This window comes from Arthrobacter sp. CAN_A214 (assembly GCF_015751955.1).
Lineage (GTDB): Bacteria > Actinomycetota > Actinomycetes > Actinomycetales > Micrococcaceae > Arthrobacter_D.
The window spans coordinates 86435-105300 of record NZ_JADOUU010000005.1; the positions used below are offsets into that span (position 1 = coordinate 86435).

An 18866-nucleotide genomic window follows, 5' to 3' on the forward strand; every position below is an offset into this window, starting at 1 on the left:
AGGATTCCCATGACGACGCACCCTGCAGGCCCGGCCGTGAACCATCTCGACCTCGTTGGACTGACCCGGTCCTTCGGAGGTGTGGAAGTCCTGAAGGGGCTCACGCTCTCGGTGCAGGCCGGCATCACCACGGCTATCGTCGGGCCGTCCGGCTCAGGGAAGACAACCCTCCTGAGGATCATCGCGGGCTTCGATTCCCCGGACTCGGGAACCGTCTCGCTGCAGGGGAACGTCGTCGCCGGTCCAGGCGTGCTCGTACCTGCCCATCGGCGCAACATCGGCTACGTGGCCCAGGACGGCGCACTGTTCCCCCATCTGTCCGTTGGGGAGAACGTCGCTTTCGGCCTTGACCGCCGGGCTTACCCACGTCGATCCGCCCGGGCACGGGTGGGTGAGCTGCTGGGGATGGTGTCCCTCGCCGCCGCCTACGCCGACCGCCGACCGGATGAGCTCTCCGGAGGCCAGCAGCAGCGGGTTGCCCTGGCCAGGGCACTCGCCCGCGGTCCGTCACTCATGCTGCTCGACGAGCCGTTCTCGGCGCTGGACACCGGCCTTCGCGTGGCCACCCGCAAGGCCGTGGCAGCAACGCTCGCAGAAACGGGAGTCACCACCATCCTGGTGACCCACGACCAGTCGGAGGCGTTGTCCTTCTCCGACCAGGTTGCAGTGCTGCGGGGAGGAGTCCTGGCGCAGGTCGGGAATCCCTTCGTCGTCTATACGCGGCCGGTTGACCGGCAGACCGCTGAATTCCTCGGCGACGCAGTCATCCTCGAGGCCGATCTTCAGGGTTCCCTCGCCTACTGCGCGCTCGGCGCGATCCCCGTGCGTCGGCCCACCTGCCAGGGCACCGTGCAACTGATGCTTCGCCCCGAGCAGATCCGCATCACCGAAGACGGCAGTATCGCCGGAACCGTCCTTGAGACCGACTTCTTCGGCCCGGAGGTGACGGTGACCATCCGGCTCGAGGGCACCGGCACTGCCGGAACTACCGGTGCCGCCGGAACCGGAGGGGAGATCATCACCATCCGGCACTGGAACGCGGCGATGGCGCGGATCGGCACCCGGTTGAGACTCAGCGTCGTGGGGGAAGGCGTTGCTTTCCCCGGCGTCGCTAATCCTTCGCGTTAGGCCTGCGGCGCTGCGGATACAGCGTCTCCCCACGCTCCAGCATGCTGGTGAACGCGGCAATGTTCCGCGTCCGTGCGGCCTCGGTCTTCAGCTGGCCCAGCCGGAACACCAGGGCATACCTGTTCTGTGCGGAAAGCACGTTCAACATCGCCTGCGCGTCCGGACTGGCGGCGACGGCGGCAAGGAGGTCCGCCGGCACCTCGGCCGTGGCGGAGCCGGCGTAGGCCCGCTCCCAGCGGCCGTCGTCCAGCGCGGCCTGGATCGCCGCCCGGCCGGCGGGCTGCATGCGCCCCTCATCCTCCAGCCGCTCCACATGCTCGCGGTTGCGAACCGACCAGATACTCCCAGCCCTCCGCGGGGTGAAGCGTTGCCCGAAGCTCATCGTGTCCCTGCTGCGCTTCTGGCCATCGATCCACCCGTAGCACAGGGCCTCGTCGAGCGCCTGCGCGTACGTCAGCGTGGTCGACGAGCCGCCCTTCCTGGAGAGAACGAGCCAGGCTCCGGCGGACGTGCCGTGGTGCTGGTCGAGCCAGTTCCGCCATTCGGCCGCGTCCTGCAGCAGCAGCTCGGGAACATCGGTTTTCATGGAGCCACGGTAGGCCACCGAATCCGTAAGAACCAGTCTGGTTCTCCGCACCAACCCGAAGGAATGCCGATGCTCCGCGTCCGACCGATCGTGTCCACCTCGAACCCCATCCGCTACGGTCACCTGCTTTCGGCGCTGGGGCTCCGCGTCGCCACCGAAGCCGGCGATTGCAGGGTGTACGACGCCGGCAGTGGCCGGATCGTGCTGCACTCTCCGCAACCAGGAAGTGCTGGGGTGAACTCCGTCGAACTGGGGTTCGAGGTGGGAGATTCGACCGGTGATCTCGATGAGTTCGCGCGGCGGACACGGCAGGAGGGCACAGCGGTGGACGTCGTCGGGCAAGGTCTCGGCCGTGCAGCCCTCGTTTCAGCCCCGGATGGCGCTCCTTTCCTCGCCGTTCCCGGTCCCCGCACCACGCCGTCCCCCGGTGGTCCGCTGAGCGTCGTGGCGCTTTGGCACACAGCGGATTCGGAGGCTGCGGCCAAGGTGCTCCTCGGAATCGGAGCACGGCCTCGCCCCGCCTCACCGGACGGCACCAGGCAGGATTTCACGGCGAAGAACGGCGGGCTCATCGCCGTGCATCCTGCTGCGGAAACGTCGGTGACGCTGGGCTTCGAGTACGACAGCGACGTGCGTGGACTCACCGGAAGCTTGAAGGCCGCAGGCATCGGATATTCGGTTTCCGAACGGAACCAGGGCCGATCGCTGAGGATCCCGATTCCGGGCCACGCCCCGCTCGTCATCGACGAAAGGCGGTAGGGGCCCCGCCGCACGACTGACGGAACAGCACAATTCGGCGTTCCGTACTGATACAAGGGCTCCGCTGCGATTCAGCCAGCGGCCGAAGAACAGCGCGCCGCCCCCGTCGCCCGCATGGTCTGCTATAAAACTGAAGGTATGAACGTTCGCACCCCCGACCCCAATCCGGGCTGGCTCTCCGAAGACGATCTTTACGAGGCCCGCCGCCGCCTGCCGATGGTCTATGTCGAGGCGATCCCCGTGCGGTGCGATTCCCTCGGGTATGTCAATGAGGTGGGGCTGCTGCTGCAGGCCAATGAGCGGGGCGAGATGGTGCGCACCTTCGTGTCCGGCCGCGTGATGTATCGGGAAACCATCCGCGCCGCCCTCCTGCGCCATCTGGAGAAGGACCTGGGGCCGTTCGCGCTTCCACAGCTGCCGCCGTCGCCCGTTCCTTTCACGATCGCCGAGTACTTCCCATCGCCGTCGGAAACCGGGCTGACCGATGACCGCCAGCACGCGGTCGCACTGGCCTACCTCATTCCCGTTGCGGGCCAGTGCGATCCCCGGCAGGATGCCCTCGAGCTGTCCTGGCTCACGCCCTCGGAGGCCCTCAGCCCGTCGATCCAGGAGGAATTTTCCGGCGGCAGGGCGGACCTCCTGCGCCAGGCACTCGCGCATGCGGGCTGGGGCCGTTGAGCGCCTTACCCTATCGTGTTAGGAGGCCCCGGTTCGTGGGCGGATACAGCATCGCAGTCGGGAGGACGGAGCCGAGGTGAAAGAAAACCAGGTGGACAAGAACCAGGATCTCCGGCCGGTGCCCGCTGAGGCAGTCCGGGCGGGCGAATCGCTGGTTCTGCCGGGCGGCGGTGCGGCAGTCGAGGTGAAGGACACTTCGACCCGTAACGATGACTTCGGCGCGCCGGCACTTATTGTCGCCGAGCTCTCCAACGGGGACACCGTCACCATGGCCACCGGCTCGATCGTGTATGTGGAGGCCACGGGTGCCGCAGGGGTTTCAGCCGTCGCCGCGGACCACGGCTCACCCGAGGCAGTGGTGGCGCAGCTTGCCGAGGCCTACCCGGCGAGCACCGTGGTGCAGGAGACCTCGAGCAGGCTGCTCCGCGGGATCAACCTGAAGTCGGGCAGCAACCTGCAGGACCTGCACCACCTCGCTGTCACCCTCCTCGTGGACCACGCTGACACCGGAAACGCTCTTACTGTCGCCGACCTCCTCACCGTGCTGCCCTTTGACGGGAACTTCGGCCGCTGGAAGTGGATCGAGGGCGCCCTGGCCATGGCCGCCTACCTTTCACGGCACGACGACGCCCGGTCGTCGGCATACTCGGCAGCCCTGCGCTCCGCCGATGACGCCGAAACCGATCCCTTGCGCGCGAAGCTCGCGGCAACCGTCCGCCAACGCCAACTCAATGATCCGAACGTGTACGACCCGGAGATCGTCCGTGCCACCGTGTCCGGCAACAAGTCGGCCGAGAAGGATTGGCGCGTCCTGCGTCTGGGGGTCCTCCTTCACCTGCGGGCTCACGGGGGTTCCGAGACGCTGACCCGCGGCGTGCTGGAGCGGCGCATCGAATCCGAGTTGGCCGCACTCTCGGGTCTGAACAAGGCACTCGAATCGCCCTAGCTCCCCTTCCCTGCCTTTCCCTTCCCTGTTCCCTGACGGCTGACCGCTGACCGCTGACCGCACCGGTACCGGCGGGACGTCCGTGCGTCCCGGTTCTGGCAATATGGGTTGGTGTATCCACAGTCCCAGCAGTCATCCTTTTCTTTCACCGTCGGCACCCGGCTCGAGGAACGCGCGGCCCCCTCCGATGCCACCGGCCCGCGGCATGGGCGCACAGGCACCATCACGACGCCGCACGGGACCATCCGAACGCCGGCATTCATCGCGGTCGGCACCAAGGCGACCGTCAAGGCCGTGCTGCCCGAGTCGATGTCGGATCTCGGGGCGCAGGCGCTCCTGGCGAACGCCTATCACCTTTATCTCCAGCCCGGACCCGACGTGCTTGACGCAGCCGGCGGTCTGGGAGCATTCATGAATTGGCAAGGACCCACCTTCACCGATTCGGGCGGGTTCCAGGTGATGAGCCTCGGTTCCGGTTTCAAGAAAGTCATCACCATGGACGTCCCGGTCGATTCCGGAACCGCCGGAGCCGATGACCGGGTGGCGGTGGGCAAGGAACGCCTTGCGCACATCGACGACGACGGCGTCTGGTTCAAGTCCCACCTCAACGGCGACCGCCACCGGTTCACCCCCGAAATCTCCATGCAGGTGCAGCACCAACTCGGTGCGGACATCATGTTCGCTTTCGACGAGCTCACCACGCTCATGAATTCACGCGCCTATCAGGAGGAATCCCTCGAGCGGACACGGTTATGGGCGCTTCGTTGCATCACGGAGCACGAGCGGCTCTCGAGGGAGCGCAGCAACAAGCCGTACCAGGCATTGTTTGGGGTTATCCAGGGCGCGCAGTACGAGGATCTGCGGCGGAAAGCCTCCCGCGACCTCGGCGCTCTCGACTTTGACGGTTTCGGAATTGGCGGAGCGCTCGAAAAGGAAAACCTCGGAACAATTCTCGGGTGGTGCAGCGAGGAATTGCCCGAGAACAAGCCCCGGCATCTCCTCGGTATTTCGGAACCCGACGATCTCTTCACGGGAATCGAGAACGGCGCCGATACCTTCGACTGCGTCTCACCCACCCGTGTGGCCCGCAACTCTGCGTTCTATACGCCCGACGGCCGGTGGAATCTCTCGAACGCACGGTTCAAAAGGGACTTCGGTCCACTGATGGACGAGTGCGATTGCTACACCTGCGGGAACTACTCGCGTGCCTACATCCACCATTTGTTCAAGGCGAAGGAGATGGTGTCCGCCACCCTCCTATCGATCCACAATGAGAGATTTGTGGTCCGCATGGTCGACGACGCCCGCGCAGCCATCGAGAATGGATCGTTCGACAATCTGAAAGCCGAGGTACTGGGCCGTTACTATGCGGGCATAAACCTCAGGAACCAATGAAGTATGTGGAACCGTTATCGAAGAACTGTTCGGAAGTGCGGAAATCGCTGATACTGTCCGTCTGTACAATCTTCCCGGTCAACAGCCCTAATTCCCGAGCGGGATGCTCATAAGCAGAAAAATAGGGGAAAAATGCGGAGTCTCAGACCGCTCTTTTTTTGGGCGGCAGTGGGCGTCATTGCCCTGTCCGCCTGCACGTCACCACCTGCCGATGCGCCGGACACACCAGCAGTATCAGGAGCGGAGACGGTTGTTTCCGGTGGAGCAAGCACAGCGCCGGAATCCCAGGACCCAGGACCGGAGACGTTGGTGCCCGCACCAACAGGAACGGATGTCCCTGCAACGGTGCCGCCCGATCCGGGACCAAGCGTCGAGGCCACCCTGGAAATCAGCAGGGAGTCAGTTCCTGCAGACCCCAATGCCAGCGCCAATGAGGCCCTGAGCAATGTGGTGTGCACTGCGGATGCGGCGGGAGTCTGGTCATTCTCAGGAACACTGACGAACACCGGGGATACCGCGGCAACCTTCTCAGTTGCAGTGGCAGTCGGCAGCACCAGCAGCGTGGCCGGACACGCGACCATCCAACAGGAAGTACCAGCCGGCGGCACGGCTGAAGTCCGCGCGGACGCCTTCGCCGATGGCGCCCCAGCATCATCTACATGTCAGGCGGTTGTCTCACGGTGAACCATCCATCCTTCCTTCCGGGGCGCACGCTGGCCGCGATTTCGTTGGCCGCGCTCCTTCTTTCAGGACTTGCCCCCGGCGCGGTTGCTGCGCCAACCACTTCCCCTCCGGTCACGGAACCGGCGGCTCCGGCAACCGCTCCCGCACCTGCACCGGTAACCACAACTCCAGTCCCAGCCACGACGACGGCTCCGCCGACCACGGCTCCGCCGACCACTGGGGCACCTGCCCCTGAATCGCAGATCCCCGACGTGCAGGTGAACGAGTCCCCCGCTCCAACGGAGGCTGCACCGGCTGACGTCCCATCGGCAGGGGTTACTCCTGCTGCTCCCGACACACAGGAGACGGCTCCGGCTCCGGATCCGGCTCCCGCTCCGGAAGAGACATCCGCAGTCGAAACGTCCGCACCCGAAACCGGTGCCGCTGCTGCCGCAGCATTCACTCCCATCGGCGGCATTGCCGCCAAGTGGAAGGAGCTCGGAGGAGCCGCGGGCCCGCTGGGCGAGCCGACGTCGAACGAGTCCTGTGATGCTTCGGGCCGGTGCGTGGAGACGTTCGTCGGCGGGGAGATCCACTACACCCCTTCGACGGGGGCACACGCAGTCCTGTTCACCTCGGGCAACACCGGGCCGCGCTGGGCAGCCACAGGCGCCCTGGGCGCCTTCGGGTACCCCATCACTGACGAGCAGTGCACGGCAGCGGGCTGCTCGCAGCGTTTCTCGAGCGGCATCGACCTCACCTGGAGCACGACGGGCGGGCACCGGCAGGTATGGACGCGGGGAGCAATCGGCGGCGCCCTGTACGGCGTGTACGGCGGCTACGCGGGCGTCGGCTACCCGTCGACTGCTGAGGTCTGCGGCAAAGCGAACAACGGCTGCGTCCAGGAATTCGGCGGACTTCGGATCGTGTGGTCGGCGTCGTCGGGTGCTCACGGCGTGTGGGCTCCGGGTGCCATTGGCGGCGCCTACGCCCGGACCGGAGCGGAAGCCGGCTGGCTCGGTTATCCCACCTCTCGTGAAACGTGCGGACTGCGGTCGTCAGGCTGCCAGCAGACCTACCAGCGCGGGGTCATCTCCTGGTCGCCGGCCACGGGCGCCCAGATCGTCCGCGGCGGCATGCGGGATGCTTGGGCAGCCCGCGGCGCCCACGACGGCGTGCTCGGTTACCCCCTGGAGAACGAGGTGTGCGGCCAGCGGGATGGAGGTTGCATCCAGAAGTTCCAGGGAGGTTCGGTCTATTGGTCACCGGCAACAGGCGGACAGTCGGTGAACGGTGACATCAAGGGCCGCTACGAAGGACTGGGCGCCCACAACAGCTACCTGGGCTACCCGCTGACAGCTGAAGTGTGCGGTCAGCGGAACGGTGGTTGCTACCAGTGGTTCCAGGGCGGCCTGATCTTCTGGTCGCCTGCCACCGGATCCCAACCCGTCCGCGGCGGCGTGAAGGCCAAATACGAGTCGATGGCCATGCACCAGAGCTACCTCGGCTACCCCCAGACGCCGGAGCGCTGCGAGGGCGGCGAGTGTGTCCAGCCGTTCCAGGGCGGTTACATCACCTGGAACGCGGCCGGCAACAGGGACCACCGGCACACCGAGTGCACCACCCTGAACGACGGGCGCTCCGTCTATTCCACGGGCGGGGCGAAGCGGGTCCTCCTCACGATTGCCGGTGGCTACGGCCAGAGTTCCGCCAGCGCGGTGTACTGCCAGAAGGTGGCAGGCACCTATGTCACCGACTGGAAGACCGACGCCACGGTGGGAGCCAGCGGATTCAAGGGACCGGGCGTCCCGTCCGGGCCCACGCGCTTCAACTTCTCCCCCACCGGCTCATACTCGGTGACAGAGGCCTTCGGACTGGGCAATCCCGGGACGGCGCTGCCGTACCGGACGCTCAACCCGCGCTCGCGCTGGGGTGGCAACCCCTGGACGGACACCTACAACAAGTACTTCGAGTCCTCCACCTGGGTGGGTTACGACGAGGACATGTGGTATTTCGCCACCCGCCCCACGCACGACTACCGGCAGGGCGCTGTGCTCAACTACAACCGCCCGCCGGATTCGCCGATCGTGCAGGACGCAGGCTTCGCGATCTTCCTGCACCAGAACAAGGTGCCGACAGCGGGGTGCATCGCGCTCGACGACTGGGCCGTGGAGGATTACCTGAGGAAGTCCACTCCGGGAGACCGCATCATCATGGGTGTCGCCTCCGATCTGTTCAGGTAGCAGCCGATCCTGCTTCCAGTGCTTCGAAGAAGAACCCCCGACGGGAAACCGCCGGGGGTTCTTTCGTTCCGTCAACCGCCACCCCTGTTCCCGGCAGGCGGGAGAACTCCGCACTACGATGAGTTGACTCGGTTCGAAGGAGCATCATGGGCGCAACTCCGGTGTGCGGCAGTGGATGAGACCGGGATCCCGGAGCAGCGCCGGCCGGGACCCCGCGTGATCCTCGGATTCGGTGCTCTCCTGGCCGGGTTCGCCGTCGGCGCTGTCCTCCTCGCCGTCGCCATGGGACTGAGCTGGGCCCTCTCGGGGAGCGATTTTTTCCGCACTTTCGCCCTGGCACTCGTCTACGGGTTGCCGATCGGGCTCGTCACCGGTTTTCCGCTCGGGGTGGTCCTCAGCCTCGCGCTGCGCCGGGTACCGAACCAGTGGCAGCACGTGCTGGCATTCTTCGGGGTCTTCACGGGGGCCGGATTCGCCGGGATCGCCCTCGTCACCCTCGCCGGGACGGCCCAGAACCTGCCCATTGCCTTCGCGATCGGGGTGGCCGCCGCCGCCGGGAGGGCAAGCGTCTGGAGAATGGCGAGGATTCAGGAGGCGGAGGCCTGAGGAGAAACTCCTATCCGGAATGAGCGGCGAGGAACGAGTAGACCTCCGTCTCGTCCACCCCTGGGAAGGCTCCCGGCGGCATGGCCGCGAGAAGGTGCGAGTGCGCCCGCGCGCTGGGCCAGGCGTTGCCCGCCCACTCCTTCGCCAACGACGACGGCGGGCGCCGGCAGCAGGATTCGTCGGGGCAGAACGACTTCTCCCGAATGTCGGTGTCCCTGCCACGGAACCATTTCACCTGGGCATACGGCACTCCGACACTGAGGGAGAACTCCCCGTTCGGTCCCCTCTCCGTCCTCGCTGTGCACCAGTAGGTCCCGCTGGGGGTGTCGGTGTACTGGTTGTAGGCGCGGAACTTGTCCTGGACGTCGAAGACGACCCGCGAGGTCCACCGCCTGCACGAGGGCTGGCCCTCGATTGCGCCCGTGTGGTCCTGGGGGAAGGTCACGCCGTCGTTCTCATAGGCCTTGTAGATGATGCCGCTCTTATGGGTTTTCTGGAAGTGCGTGAGGATCTCCAGATGCTCCGTCGCGAGGTTGGTGAAGCGGTGCGCTGCCGTCTCATAGGACACGGCGAAGGTGTCGCGGATGTCCTCCACGGCAATCTCCTTCGACGCCTTCGCGCGCCGTAGGTACTCCACGGCCGGTTTCTCGGGCAGCAGAAGGGCCGCAGCGAAATAATTGGTGGCGACCCGCTGGCGGAGGAATTCACCGTAGTTCTCCGGCGTCCGGTGCTCCAGCACGTAGTGGCCGAGGGCTTGCAGGAGCACCGACCGCGGATCGTGGTCGGTGTGCTGCGACTGCGTGAGGTAGATCCGGGAGTTCTTGAGGTCCGTGACCGACCGCGTCGAATGCGGCAGATCACTCACATGGTGCAGCGAGAAGCCGAGGTGCTTGGCGATATCGGCGATCAGGTGCTCCGACATGGGCCCCGCTGAATAGCCGACGGCGTCGAGCAGTTTCTGCGCCTCCGCTTCGATCTCCGGGAAGTAGTTGTTCTTCCGCCGCATGACGCCGCGCAGTTCGGCATTGGCCCGCCGGGCCTCCTCCGGCGTTGCAACCTGTTCGTTGAGGCGACGCTCCAGTTCAGCTTGGAGGCCGACGAGCGATTCAAGCACTTCCATCGGCAGGCGGGAGGAAATACGGACGCGAGGCAGACCGAGGGATTCGTACAGCGGCCCGCGCTGCGCCCGCTCGAGTTCAATTTCCAGGGCTGCCCGGCGGGTGGGCGGCTCCGCCCCGAGCAGCTCGTCGATACTGACGCCGAGGGCGCCGGCGAGTCCCTGCAGCATCCCCAGCTTCGGCTCACGCTTTCCGTTCTCGATCAATGACAGCTGTGAGCCGACGGTTCCCACCTTCCGGCCGAGGTCGTCAAGCGTCATTCCTCCGGCTTTGCGGAGATGCCGGACGCGCCGGCCCAGGCTGATGAGGTCGAGGGTATCCGAAGTGCCGGCGGCACCGGGAAGGGAGGACGCATCGGTGCGGGACCACGGGGAAGTCGTCATTTCTTGACGATACGCGAAGAATTGCATTTCTTGCCGGAGTTCCTGCCTAGGAATGGTACCGAATGTAGCGAATTGTTGTCTTTACAGCGGTCGGGAAAGCCTCGACCCCTTCCGAAGGAGATCGCCATGACGCAGGACTCACCCCGGCCGGACAGCAATCCAGTCGTTGACCGCCAGCCGGCCCTGGACACCGCAGCGGAGGAACTCGAGCTCGAGTGGTCCGCCGATTCGCGCTGGGAAGGCGTGACACGCGACTACTCGGCAGCCGACGTCGTGCGGTTGCGAGGCAGCGTCCAGGAAGAACACACCCTCGCGCGCCGCGGCGCCGAGAAGTTGTGGGATCAGCTGACCACCGAGGCGGGAACCGGCGGCTACACCAACGCGCTCGGCGCCCTGACCGGGAACCAGGCTGTCCAGCAGGTCAAGGCGGGCCTGCGGGCGATCTACCTGTCGGGCTGGCAGGTTGCAGCGGATGCCAACAACTCGGGCCACACCTACCCCGACCAGTCGCTGTACCCGGCGAACTCCGTCCCCACCGTGGTGCGCCGGATCAACAACGCCCTGCTGCGTGCGGACCAGATCGAGTGGGCCGAGGGCGTGTCGAGCGTCGAGGATTGGATGGTCCCCATCATCGCCGACGCCGAAGCCGGCTTCGGCGGCCCACTCAACGCCTACGAACTGATGAAGTCCATGATCCAGGCGGGAGCCGCGGGCATCCACTGGGAGGACCAGCTCGCGTCGGAGAAGAAGTGCGGCCACCTCGGTGGCAAGGTGCTGATCCCCACGCAGCAGCATGTGCGCACCCTCAATGCCGCGCGCCTCGCAGCCGACGTCGCCGGTACGCCATCCGTGGTGATCGCACGCACCGACGCTGAAGCCGCGACGCTCATCACCTCCGACGTCGACGAGCGTGACCAGCCTTTCGTCACCGGCGAGCGCACCGCGGAGGGTTTTTACCATGTGCGGAACGGCCTGGAGGCCTGCATCGCCCGGGGACGCGCCTACGCTCCGTATGCGGACCTGCTGTGGATGGAGACCGGCACCCCGGACCTGGCGCTCGCGAAGAAGTTCGCCGAGGGCATCAAGTCGGAGTTCCCTGATCAGATGCTGTCCTACAACTGCTCGCCGTCGTTCAACTGGCGCAAGCACCTCGACGACGCCACGATCGCGAAGTTCCAGCGCGAGCTCGGCGCCATGGGCTTCACGTTCCAGTTCATCACCCTCGCCGGATTCCACGCGTTGAACTACTCGATGTTCGACCTCGCCCACGGCTACGCCCGCGACGGCATGAGCGCGTACGTGGACCTCCAGGAGCGTGAGTTCGCCGCCGAGGACCGCGGGTACACCGCAACCAGGCACCAGCGCGAAGTGGGAACCGGCTACTTCGACCAGGTGGCCACCGCACTGAACCCCACCGGCAGCACCCTTGCCCTGGCCGGTTCCACCGAGACCCAACAGTTCCACTAGGACGTCCCCGCTTCATCAGGCAGCATTCAGGAGCCATCATGAACGACACCTATACCCTCAACGGCATCACCCTGACCGCGCCGAGCGTGAAGCGGCAGGGCGAGATCCTCACGCGCGAGGCACTGGATTTCGTCAAGGAACTCCACAAGGCCACTTCTGCACGGCGGACGGAGCTGCTGCAGTTCCGCCGGCAGCAGTGCCAACGGATTGCCGACGGCGCTGATCCCTGCTTCCTGCCGGAGACGCGCCACCTGCGGGACGACCCGTCCTGGCAGGTGGCTCGGGTAGCACCGGGGCTCGAGGACCGCCGCGTGGAGATCACCGGACCGGTGGACCGGAAAATGACGGTCAACGCGCTGAACTCGGGGGCGAAGGTCTGGTTGGCCGATATGGAGGACTCCTCGACGCCGTCGTGGTCCAACGTCATCAATGGGCAGTTGAACCTGAAGGATGCGCTCCGAAACAGGATTGATTTCACTTCCCCCGAGGGGAAGGAATATCGGCTCGACGGCGAGGCCGAAGACCGTCCCACCATCGTGGTGCGCCCCCGCGGCTGGCACCTGGTCGAGAAGCACGTACTGATCTCCAACGTCCCGGTTGCGGGCGCCCTCCTGGATTTCGGCCTCTACTTCTTCCATAATGCCCGCACGCTGATCGAGCAGGGGCGCGGGCCCTATTTCTATCTCCCGAAGCTCGAGAATCACCTCGAGGCACGGTTATGGAACGACATTTTCATCCAGGCGCAGCAGCTGCTCGGCATCCCACAGGGAACCATTCGGGCCACCGTGCTGATCGAGACGATTCCCGCGGCTTTCGAGATGGAGGAAATCCTCTACGAGCTGCGGAACCACTCGTCGGGCCTGAACGCGGGCCGCTGGGACTACATCTTCTCGGTCATCAAGAATTTCCGAACCCGGGGGCCGCGCTTCGTCCTTCCGGACCGGGAGTCGGTGACCATGACGGCGCCCTTCCTGCGGTCCTACACCGAACAGCTCGTGCGGACCTGCCACAAGCGGGGGGCCCATGCCATCGGCGGGATGGCTGCGTTCATCCCGAACCGTCGGGACGAGAAAGCCAATGCCGCAGCCTTCGACAGGGTCCGCGCCGACAAGACGCGGGAAGCCGACGACGGTTTCGACGGGTCCTGGGTGGCTCACCCGGATCTCGTGCCCGTGGCCCGGGAGGTCTTCGATGCCCGGCTGGGTGATCGGCCCAACCAGCTGGAGCGGCTCCGGGACGACGTCGCCCCCGATGGCGCGGCCCTGCTGAATATCGCAGCCACCGTCGGTTCGATCACCGAGCAGGGAATCCGCAGCAATCTCGAGGTCGGGGTCCGCTATCTGGAGTCCTGGCTCCGGGGCAACGGTGCGGCTGCGATCAACAACCTCATGGAGGATGTCGCGACGGCGGAGATCTCCCGCTCGCAGATCTGGCAGTGGATCTACTCGAACGCGGTGACGGACGACGGCGAAATTGTCACCCGCGACTGGGTCGAGGACCTCCTCGACGAGGAATTCTCGGCCCTGGGGCGCTTCGACGGCGACCGGTTCGACGACGCGCGGGAGATCTTCGAGGAAGTAGCCCTCGGCGCGGAGTTCCCTGCGTTCCTGACGACGCCGGCCTACGACCGCTACCTGCAGGACAGCCGGGAGTACTCAGCGGCCTGACCTCCCGCTGATTAAGCACCTATGGCTGCCTCCCATCTCGGAGAGCAGCCATAGGTGCTTAATCAGCGGGAATAGGAGGTGCCACCACACAGGTTGCAGGAAGTATGGAAATCGAGATTTTTTCTGACGTGAAATGCCCGTGGTGCTTCGTCGGCAAGCGACGGTTCGAGAAGGCCCTCGCGGCATTTCCGCACCGGGACCAGGTGAACGTGACGTGGCGGAGCTTCCAGCTGGATCCCTCCCTTCCCGACCACTACGAGGGCACCGAGCAGCAGTACCTTGCAGAGCGCAAGGGCATACCCGCCGAGCAGGTTCGCCAGATGTGGGACAACCTTGTCACGCAGGCCGCCGGTGAGGGCCTCGATTTCCGGTTCGACGACGTCGTCGTCGGCAACTCCTTCACCGCGCACCGGTTCCTGCACCTCGCGAAGGCGCACGGGCTCGGCGCCGAGGCCAAGGAGGCCGTCCTGTCCGCCCACTTCGAACACGGGAAGGACACCAGCGACGTCGACATCCTGGTCTCGCTGGGCACGTCGATCGGCCTCGCCGAAGACGAGATCCGCAGCACGATCGGCAGTGATCGATTCGCCGACGACGTCCGGCAGGACATCGAGGAAGCCCGCAGCCTGGGAGTCAGCGGCGTCCCGTTCTTCGTGATCGACCGGAAGTATGGAATTTCAGGGGCACAGCCCACCGAGGCATTCGCCGATGCCCTGGCGAGCTACTGGAAGGAATCGAATCCGCTCACCATGGTGGCGGCGTCGTCCGATGCTGAAGCGTGCGGCCCGGACGGGTGCAGCTGAAAAGCCCAAAGGGTTGCGGGCTTGCGGGCTTCGCTGCCGCCCGGCGTCAGGAACCGGCAGGAGCAGCTTCATCGGTTGCCTCGGGAAGGCAGGTCAACCCGGCGGGCGTGATGTCCACCGCTTCAGGCGGCACGATTCCGCTGTACCCGGAGCCCAGGACGACATCGACAGTACGGTCCTCGCGGTTGTCATTGAGATAAAGCGACCCCGGAATGGTGCGCTGCACAGTGAAGGCGTTTGCGGCGCCGTCGGGTCCTGACACGATGAGGGCCGTCATCCCGGTCCTGCTTACGTCCCGATTGCCGATGTCGACCACCACGAACGCGCGTTCACGCAACTGGGCCGCCGCTGTATCCGCAAGGCCATTGATGGTGGTGCTGTTGTAGACGTTCACAGTGATCGCGCTGGGGTCCTGATAATCGAACGGTCCGGAAGGGCACGACGGCGCCGTCGGTCCGGAAGTGGGCTCAGCCGCTCCGAAGTCGACTTCCCCACGCTGGATGGCCAGAGCCACGAGAACCGCGGCAATCAACAGACCGATGAGCGTCACGAGGACCAGGCCGTGGAGAATCGGCTTGAGGTTCGAGTGGGGGCGACGGGTGCTTTCGACCTCGTCGGTGAAGACCGCCCCCAGGTCTGCCTCGGTGACGATCCGGTGGCCGTGCCACTCGGTAGGGTCCTTCTTGGCCTTGGCCCGCTCGGAGCGCGGTGACAGCTCAGGCATCGATGACCAACACGCGCGCGTGCAGGATGGTCCTCTGGTGAAGCGCTGTACGAACGGCGCGGTGCAAGCCGTCCTCGAGGTACAGCGTGCCGTTCCACTGCACAACGTGCGGAAAGAGATCACCGAAAAAGGTGGAGTCCTCTGCCAGGAGCGCCTCCAGGTCAAGGGTTGTTTTTGTCGTCACCAGCTCGTCGAGCCGCACCTGCCGAGGAGGCACCACCGCCCAGTCCCTCGGAGTTACGTGTCCATGGTCCGGATAGGGCCGGCCATCACTCACCGCTTTGAAGATCACTGATACAGACTAGGGAAAACAGCCACACAATGGAAAGCGACGTCCCGCCGGGCATGACTTCCGAGGCGGGAAGCATCGATGAAGGGCTGCGCGCACGTTCGCTCGCAGCCCTTCATCGAACGTGCGTCACTCAGCGATGATGGGCACGATCCTTTCGGCCAGGACCTCGCTGGTGATCCAGTCACGCCACTGCGCTTTCAGCAGATAAGTTCCGGGTCCGGGAGGGTCGAGTATGAGGTCGTAACGCTCCGCGGCTCCGAAGGACAGACAGTCGGTGGTCAGCGGATAGCCAGCCGCGGCGCAGGGAGGAGACGGCGTGACGGAGGTGTCGCGGTAGGGTCGACCGTCGTGGGAAATGACTTGCGCCATTCTCAGTGAGTTCCCCGCAGTATCGGTGAAGTCGATGTAGGTCGGCATGTAATTGCCATTGAGCACCCTCAGCAACGTCGGTTTCTTGGCACCACCCTTGACGTTCGCCCGGAGGGATGTCATTCCCCAGACGACTTCGTCTCCATAGCGACGGCTGGCAAGCTCGCCCCCGATCATATAGAAATGCTTCGGCTCGAAACGGTTGAGCCCCACATCCTCACCGGACAGCCCCTCCGCGTGTCCCATCTCATGCCACCGCGGATCCACGGAATAGGTCATGAGCAGCGCTTCGGTCTCGATGTCGTACTCCGGGCCGTCGACGAATGCGCGCCGCGCTCCGGGCGTGACTGGATAAGCCGGATCTACCCTCGGGTCCACAATCAGTGGTCCCAACATGCCCATCTGTGCGTGCAGCACCGTATTGACGTGGCAGTGATAGAAATACGTTCCTGCCGCTCCGTAGTTCGGATCTCCCGGCCGGCCCGGCTCCGGCTGCCACTGGTAGGTGTAGGTACCGCCGATCTCGAACGACGTATGTCCCACACCGTCGTTTCGGGGGTCCGGTTCCATGCCGTGCCAGTGCATGGTGTGCGGACCCATGCTGGGCTCAACCGTCGCGTGGAAGATGTCCCCCTCCTTGACCCGGAGGTTGGGTCCGGGGAAGCCCCTCTCAGACTCCTCCGTCTCGAAGCTCCACATCTCGAACTCAGCGCCGTCGTCGAATCTCATCTCTCGGCCGAAGACCCCGATCTCGTACGAGGTCTGGGCTGTCTGGAGGAACTCGGTGACTGGATTGTCCTCGTCCACCTGCTCTGAACTGAAGTCGACCTGGCTCTCGAACGTGTGGCCACCGTGAGCGGGGGGAGGAGCCGGAGTAGTCGGAGTAGCGGTTTCCGACGGCGTCGCGGTCTCCGACGGCGTCGCGGTCTCCGTCGCGGTCTCCGACGGCGCCGCGGTCTCCGACGCGGTCTCCGACGGAGTCGCGGTCGTCGTCGCGGTCTCCGACGGCGCCGCGGTCTCCGTCGCGGTCTCCGACGGCGCCGCGGTCGTCGTCGGTGTCGGTGCCTTCGTCGTCGACGTCCGGGTCGGCGTCGGAGCCTTCGTCGTCGTGGGTTTCGGTGTGGGCGTCCTTCTGGCCTCTCGCCGTTCCCTTTCCAATGCCTCCCGGCGCGCTCTTTCAGTATCGCGCCGGCTCGTCGACGGATTGATGATGCTCATGATGACGCTCCGCTGCTAGGTGCTTTCAAGGTCCAGTGGGCCACCAGTCCTCCCGGGTACATTCCCCGGCGGCGGTCTGGGACGGTTCGGCGTGACAGTGCATCGGGTAAACCCAGTCAGTGGTCCTGGCCAGCCAGACCTGGTCCACAGCGTCCGGTGGCCGCTTCATCGGGAGGATGCAGTCTTTTACATGCATGGGCGAGAGTTCCGCCACGTCTTCCCACTGCTGCATCACGACGTGTCCATCCGGGTCGACGAAACCATCGTCCCTGGACAGTTCCCGGTTGTTCCATCTCGCCAGCCAGATGTGGTTGCCGTGGAAGTGCATCTGGTGGTGGACGATCCCCGGATTGATCAACCGCACGAGTTGTCCGCCGCGCAACGTGCCCAAGGTGGTCCCCTCGCCGAACTGGCGGACATCGACCTGCCGGGGAAAACCGGCGATGAGCGTCTCTTCCTCGCTCGCGAGGTTCAGTGCGGTGTCCTTGGTGATCGCAAGCGATTCGTATCCGCTGCGGCCGTTCAACGTGAAGTAGCGGGGAACCGCCTTGGTCTGCTGGGGATTGACTGTCTTTCCGGTCGCCTCCATTTCTGCCCAAACGGGATCGATGTCGTGACAGATCCAGATCCACTGGCGTTCGAAGGCCGCCAGTCCCGGCGCTACATCCCATTGGTGGTTGGGATGGATGACGACAATCGCCCCGAACAGACCCAGGACACGTTCCACCGGTGCGTTGGACGGGTCGCTGAAGATATATGACCCGGGTGGCGGGCAGGCCAGTTCCAATTCAGCTGTCGCCGACGGCGCAATGGCCCCGGTTCCAACGTCCGATCCTCCCGGTCCGGCACCGTGGATCGTGAAGCGGTGCTCTTTCGCGAGGCGGTTATGGATTCGGAAGCGCAGGGTGCTGCCGACCTCTGCAATGATGGTCCGCTTCGGAAAGTAGCTTGCCCAGTAGTTTCTCCGGATCATGAATTGACCGGGGTTCGCCCCATCAGCCGAGGCGGGCTGAGGGACCCCTGCGGGCGGCAACTGGGCGCCCAACGGATAGCTGCGGCTTTCGACCACCGTCCCGGCAGCAGTGAACACCACCGGGGACAGGGCAAGGTTCGGATTCGCATCCTTCAGGTGCGTCGGGCTAGTGCCGAAGCCACGGTGATAAACCAGCGAATCGTCGACCATCTTGAGGTAGCCCTCGTTGATGTACAGATCGAGTACGCCCAGAGTTGCGGGCACAGCCATCGGAGCCCGAACCTGTGCGGCTCGGGGCTGAGCTGCTACGGCCGGGCGTGCCGGCGACAGGACGGCAAGGCCGAGGCCTGCTGCCGCTCCGTATTTGAGGAGGTTCGCCCTCTTCAAATCGCGGCTACCGAGGTTATCTGCTTGCGTGGTCACGATGTTTCCCTTTGGCAGAACGTCACCCATGATGGGCCTCCAACCAGCCCGGTCGGGCGTCGATCCTGGGTACGGGCAGGTCAAGTGGAGTTGAATGGTCCCAGGGGTCGATGAACTCGGCCGAGAACTGGAAGGCGTCGGAGGGAATCAGGAAGCTGATCAACATCCGCGCTGTCTCACCTGCACCAAGTGATGCAGGCACACCGCTGGATCCCCGGTTGGTGATCGTGGGCCCGTCGACCCCCACCTTCATACGGAGCTGTCCGGGTGGGAGGAGTATCGGAGCCGGCGTGTCATTGAAAGCTGTGAGCTCGACCAGGAGGTGGCTGCCCCAGGTGTGGTTCGCCGGTTGCTGCAGGCTCCGGTTGCTAGACCCACCGTGGGTGGTGTGGGACGATCCTGTCGGGTCGGCAGAGCCGCTTCCG

The 18866-nt window shown here is 65.2% G+C and carries 18 protein-coding genes; 11 read left to right on the top strand and 7 right to left on the bottom strand.

Annotated features, from left to right (window positions below; translation table 11 throughout):
- The first annotated feature begins 9 nt into the window (after positions 1-9).
- Complete coding sequence (locus tag IWX65_RS06570) at positions 10-1128, top strand: ABC transporter ATP-binding protein (protein ID WP_196881632.1); 1119 nt, start codon at positions 10-12, stop codon at positions 1126-1128.
- On the opposite strand, the gene IWX65_RS06575 is transcribed toward IWX65_RS06570, so the two are convergent.
- Positions 1112-1714 (bottom strand): YdeI/OmpD-associated family protein, encoded by a 603-nt coding sequence (locus IWX65_RS06575; RefSeq protein WP_196881633.1) that lies wholly within the window; start codon positions 1712-1714, stop codon positions 1112-1114. The genes IWX65_RS06570 and IWX65_RS06575 overlap by 17 nt on opposite strands.
- Before the next feature lie 69 nt (positions 1715-1783).
- Between IWX65_RS06575 and IWX65_RS06580 the strand changes: the two genes are divergently transcribed.
- The 7 genes from IWX65_RS06580 (at position 1784) to IWX65_RS06610 (ending at position 9004) form a co-directional block, all read left to right on the top strand.
- Positions 1784-2473 (top strand): VOC family protein, encoded by a 690-nt coding sequence (locus tag IWX65_RS06580; RefSeq protein WP_196881634.1) that lies wholly within the window; start codon positions 1784-1786, stop codon positions 2471-2473.
- Between the two features lie 138 nt (positions 2474-2611).
- Entirely contained in the window at positions 2612-3151 is a 540-nt protein-coding gene (locus IWX65_RS06585; protein WP_196881635.1) for an NUDIX hydrolase family protein, read from the top strand.
- Positions 3152-3242: 91 nt separating this feature from the next.
- Entirely contained in the window at positions 3243-4097 is an 855-nt protein-coding gene (locus IWX65_RS06590; protein ID WP_196881636.1) for a DUF6707 family protein, read from the top strand.
- A 111-nt stretch (positions 4098-4208) separates the two neighbouring features.
- A complete protein-coding gene (gene tgt / locus IWX65_RS06595; RefSeq protein WP_196881637.1) occupies positions 4209-5492 on the top strand; it encodes a tRNA guanosine(34) transglycosylase Tgt in 1284 nt (427 codons plus the stop codon).
- A 309-nt stretch (positions 5493-5801) separates the two neighbouring features.
- Positions 5802-6176 (top strand): hypothetical protein, encoded by a 375-nt coding sequence (locus tag IWX65_RS06600; RefSeq protein ID WP_196881638.1) that lies wholly within the window; start codon positions 5802-5804, stop codon positions 6174-6176.
- A gap of 251 nt (positions 6177-6427) precedes the next feature.
- Positions 6428-8398 carry a L,D-transpeptidase family protein gene (locus IWX65_RS06605; RefSeq protein ID WP_196881639.1) on the top strand — a complete coding sequence of 657 codons (1971 nt, stop codon included), beginning with the start codon at positions 6428-6430 and terminating at the stop codon, positions 8396-8398.
- Positions 8399-8569: 171 nt separating this feature from the next.
- Complete coding sequence (locus tag IWX65_RS06610) at positions 8570-9004, top strand: hypothetical protein (RefSeq protein ID WP_196881640.1); 435 nt, start codon at positions 8570-8572, stop codon at positions 9002-9004.
- 10 nt (positions 9005-9014) lie between these two features.
- Here IWX65_RS06610 and IWX65_RS06615 read toward each other — a convergent pair whose 3' ends face one another.
- A complete protein-coding gene (locus tag IWX65_RS06615; RefSeq protein ID WP_196881641.1) occupies positions 9015-10532 on the bottom strand; it encodes a helix-turn-helix domain-containing protein in 1518 nt (505 codons plus the stop codon).
- 99 nt (positions 10533-10631) lie between these two features.
- On the opposite strand from IWX65_RS06615, the gene aceA reads away from it, so the two are divergent.
- The 3 genes from aceA to IWX65_RS06630 all read left to right on the top strand — a co-directional run bounded on the left by aceA (position 10632) and on the right by IWX65_RS06630 (position 14442).
- On the top strand, positions 10632-11972 hold the full coding sequence (gene aceA, locus IWX65_RS06620) for an isocitrate lyase (protein ID WP_334683704.1): 1341 nt from the start codon (positions 10632-10634) through the stop codon (positions 11970-11972).
- A gap of 38 nt (positions 11973-12010) precedes the next feature.
- The gene (gene aceB, locus IWX65_RS06625; RefSeq protein ID WP_196881642.1) at positions 12011-13639 is read left to right on the top strand and encodes a malate synthase A; all 1629 of its coding nucleotides are present in this window, start codon (positions 12011-12013) and stop codon (positions 13637-13639) included.
- Positions 13640-13743: 104 nt separating this feature from the next.
- Positions 13744-14442 carry a DsbA family oxidoreductase gene (locus IWX65_RS06630; protein WP_196881643.1) on the top strand — a complete coding sequence of 233 codons (699 nt, stop codon included), beginning with the start codon at positions 13744-13746 and terminating at the stop codon, positions 14440-14442.
- Positions 14443-14488: 46 nt separating this feature from the next.
- Here IWX65_RS06630 and IWX65_RS06635 read toward each other — a convergent pair whose 3' ends face one another.
- From IWX65_RS06635 to IWX65_RS06655, 5 genes are all read right to left on the bottom strand, one after another.
- Positions 14489-15166, bottom strand: a complete 678-nt coding sequence (locus IWX65_RS06635; protein WP_196881644.1) for a LytR C-terminal domain-containing protein — start codon at positions 15164-15166, stop codon at positions 14489-14491.
- The gene (locus tag IWX65_RS06640) at positions 15159-15458 is read right to left on the bottom strand and encodes a type II toxin-antitoxin system VapB family antitoxin (RefSeq protein ID WP_196822408.1); all 300 of its coding nucleotides are present in this window, start codon (positions 15456-15458) and stop codon (positions 15159-15161) included. The genes IWX65_RS06635 and IWX65_RS06640 overlap by 8 nt, the downstream gene beginning before the upstream one ends.
- Before the next feature lie 126 nt (positions 15459-15584).
- A complete protein-coding gene (locus IWX65_RS17735) occupies positions 15585-17045 on the bottom strand; it encodes a multicopper oxidase domain-containing protein (protein ID WP_334683705.1) in 1461 nt (486 codons plus the stop codon).
- A 25-nt stretch (positions 17046-17070) separates the two neighbouring features.
- Positions 17071-18441, bottom strand: coding sequence for a Tat pathway signal protein (locus IWX65_RS06650; protein WP_196881645.1), 1371 nt, complete (start codon positions 18439-18441; stop codon positions 17071-17073).
- Between the two features lie 22 nt (positions 18442-18463).
- Entirely contained in the window at positions 18464-18607 is a 144-nt protein-coding gene (locus IWX65_RS06655) for a hypothetical protein (RefSeq protein WP_196881646.1), read from the bottom strand.
- Positions 18608-18866 lie beyond the last annotated feature (259 nt).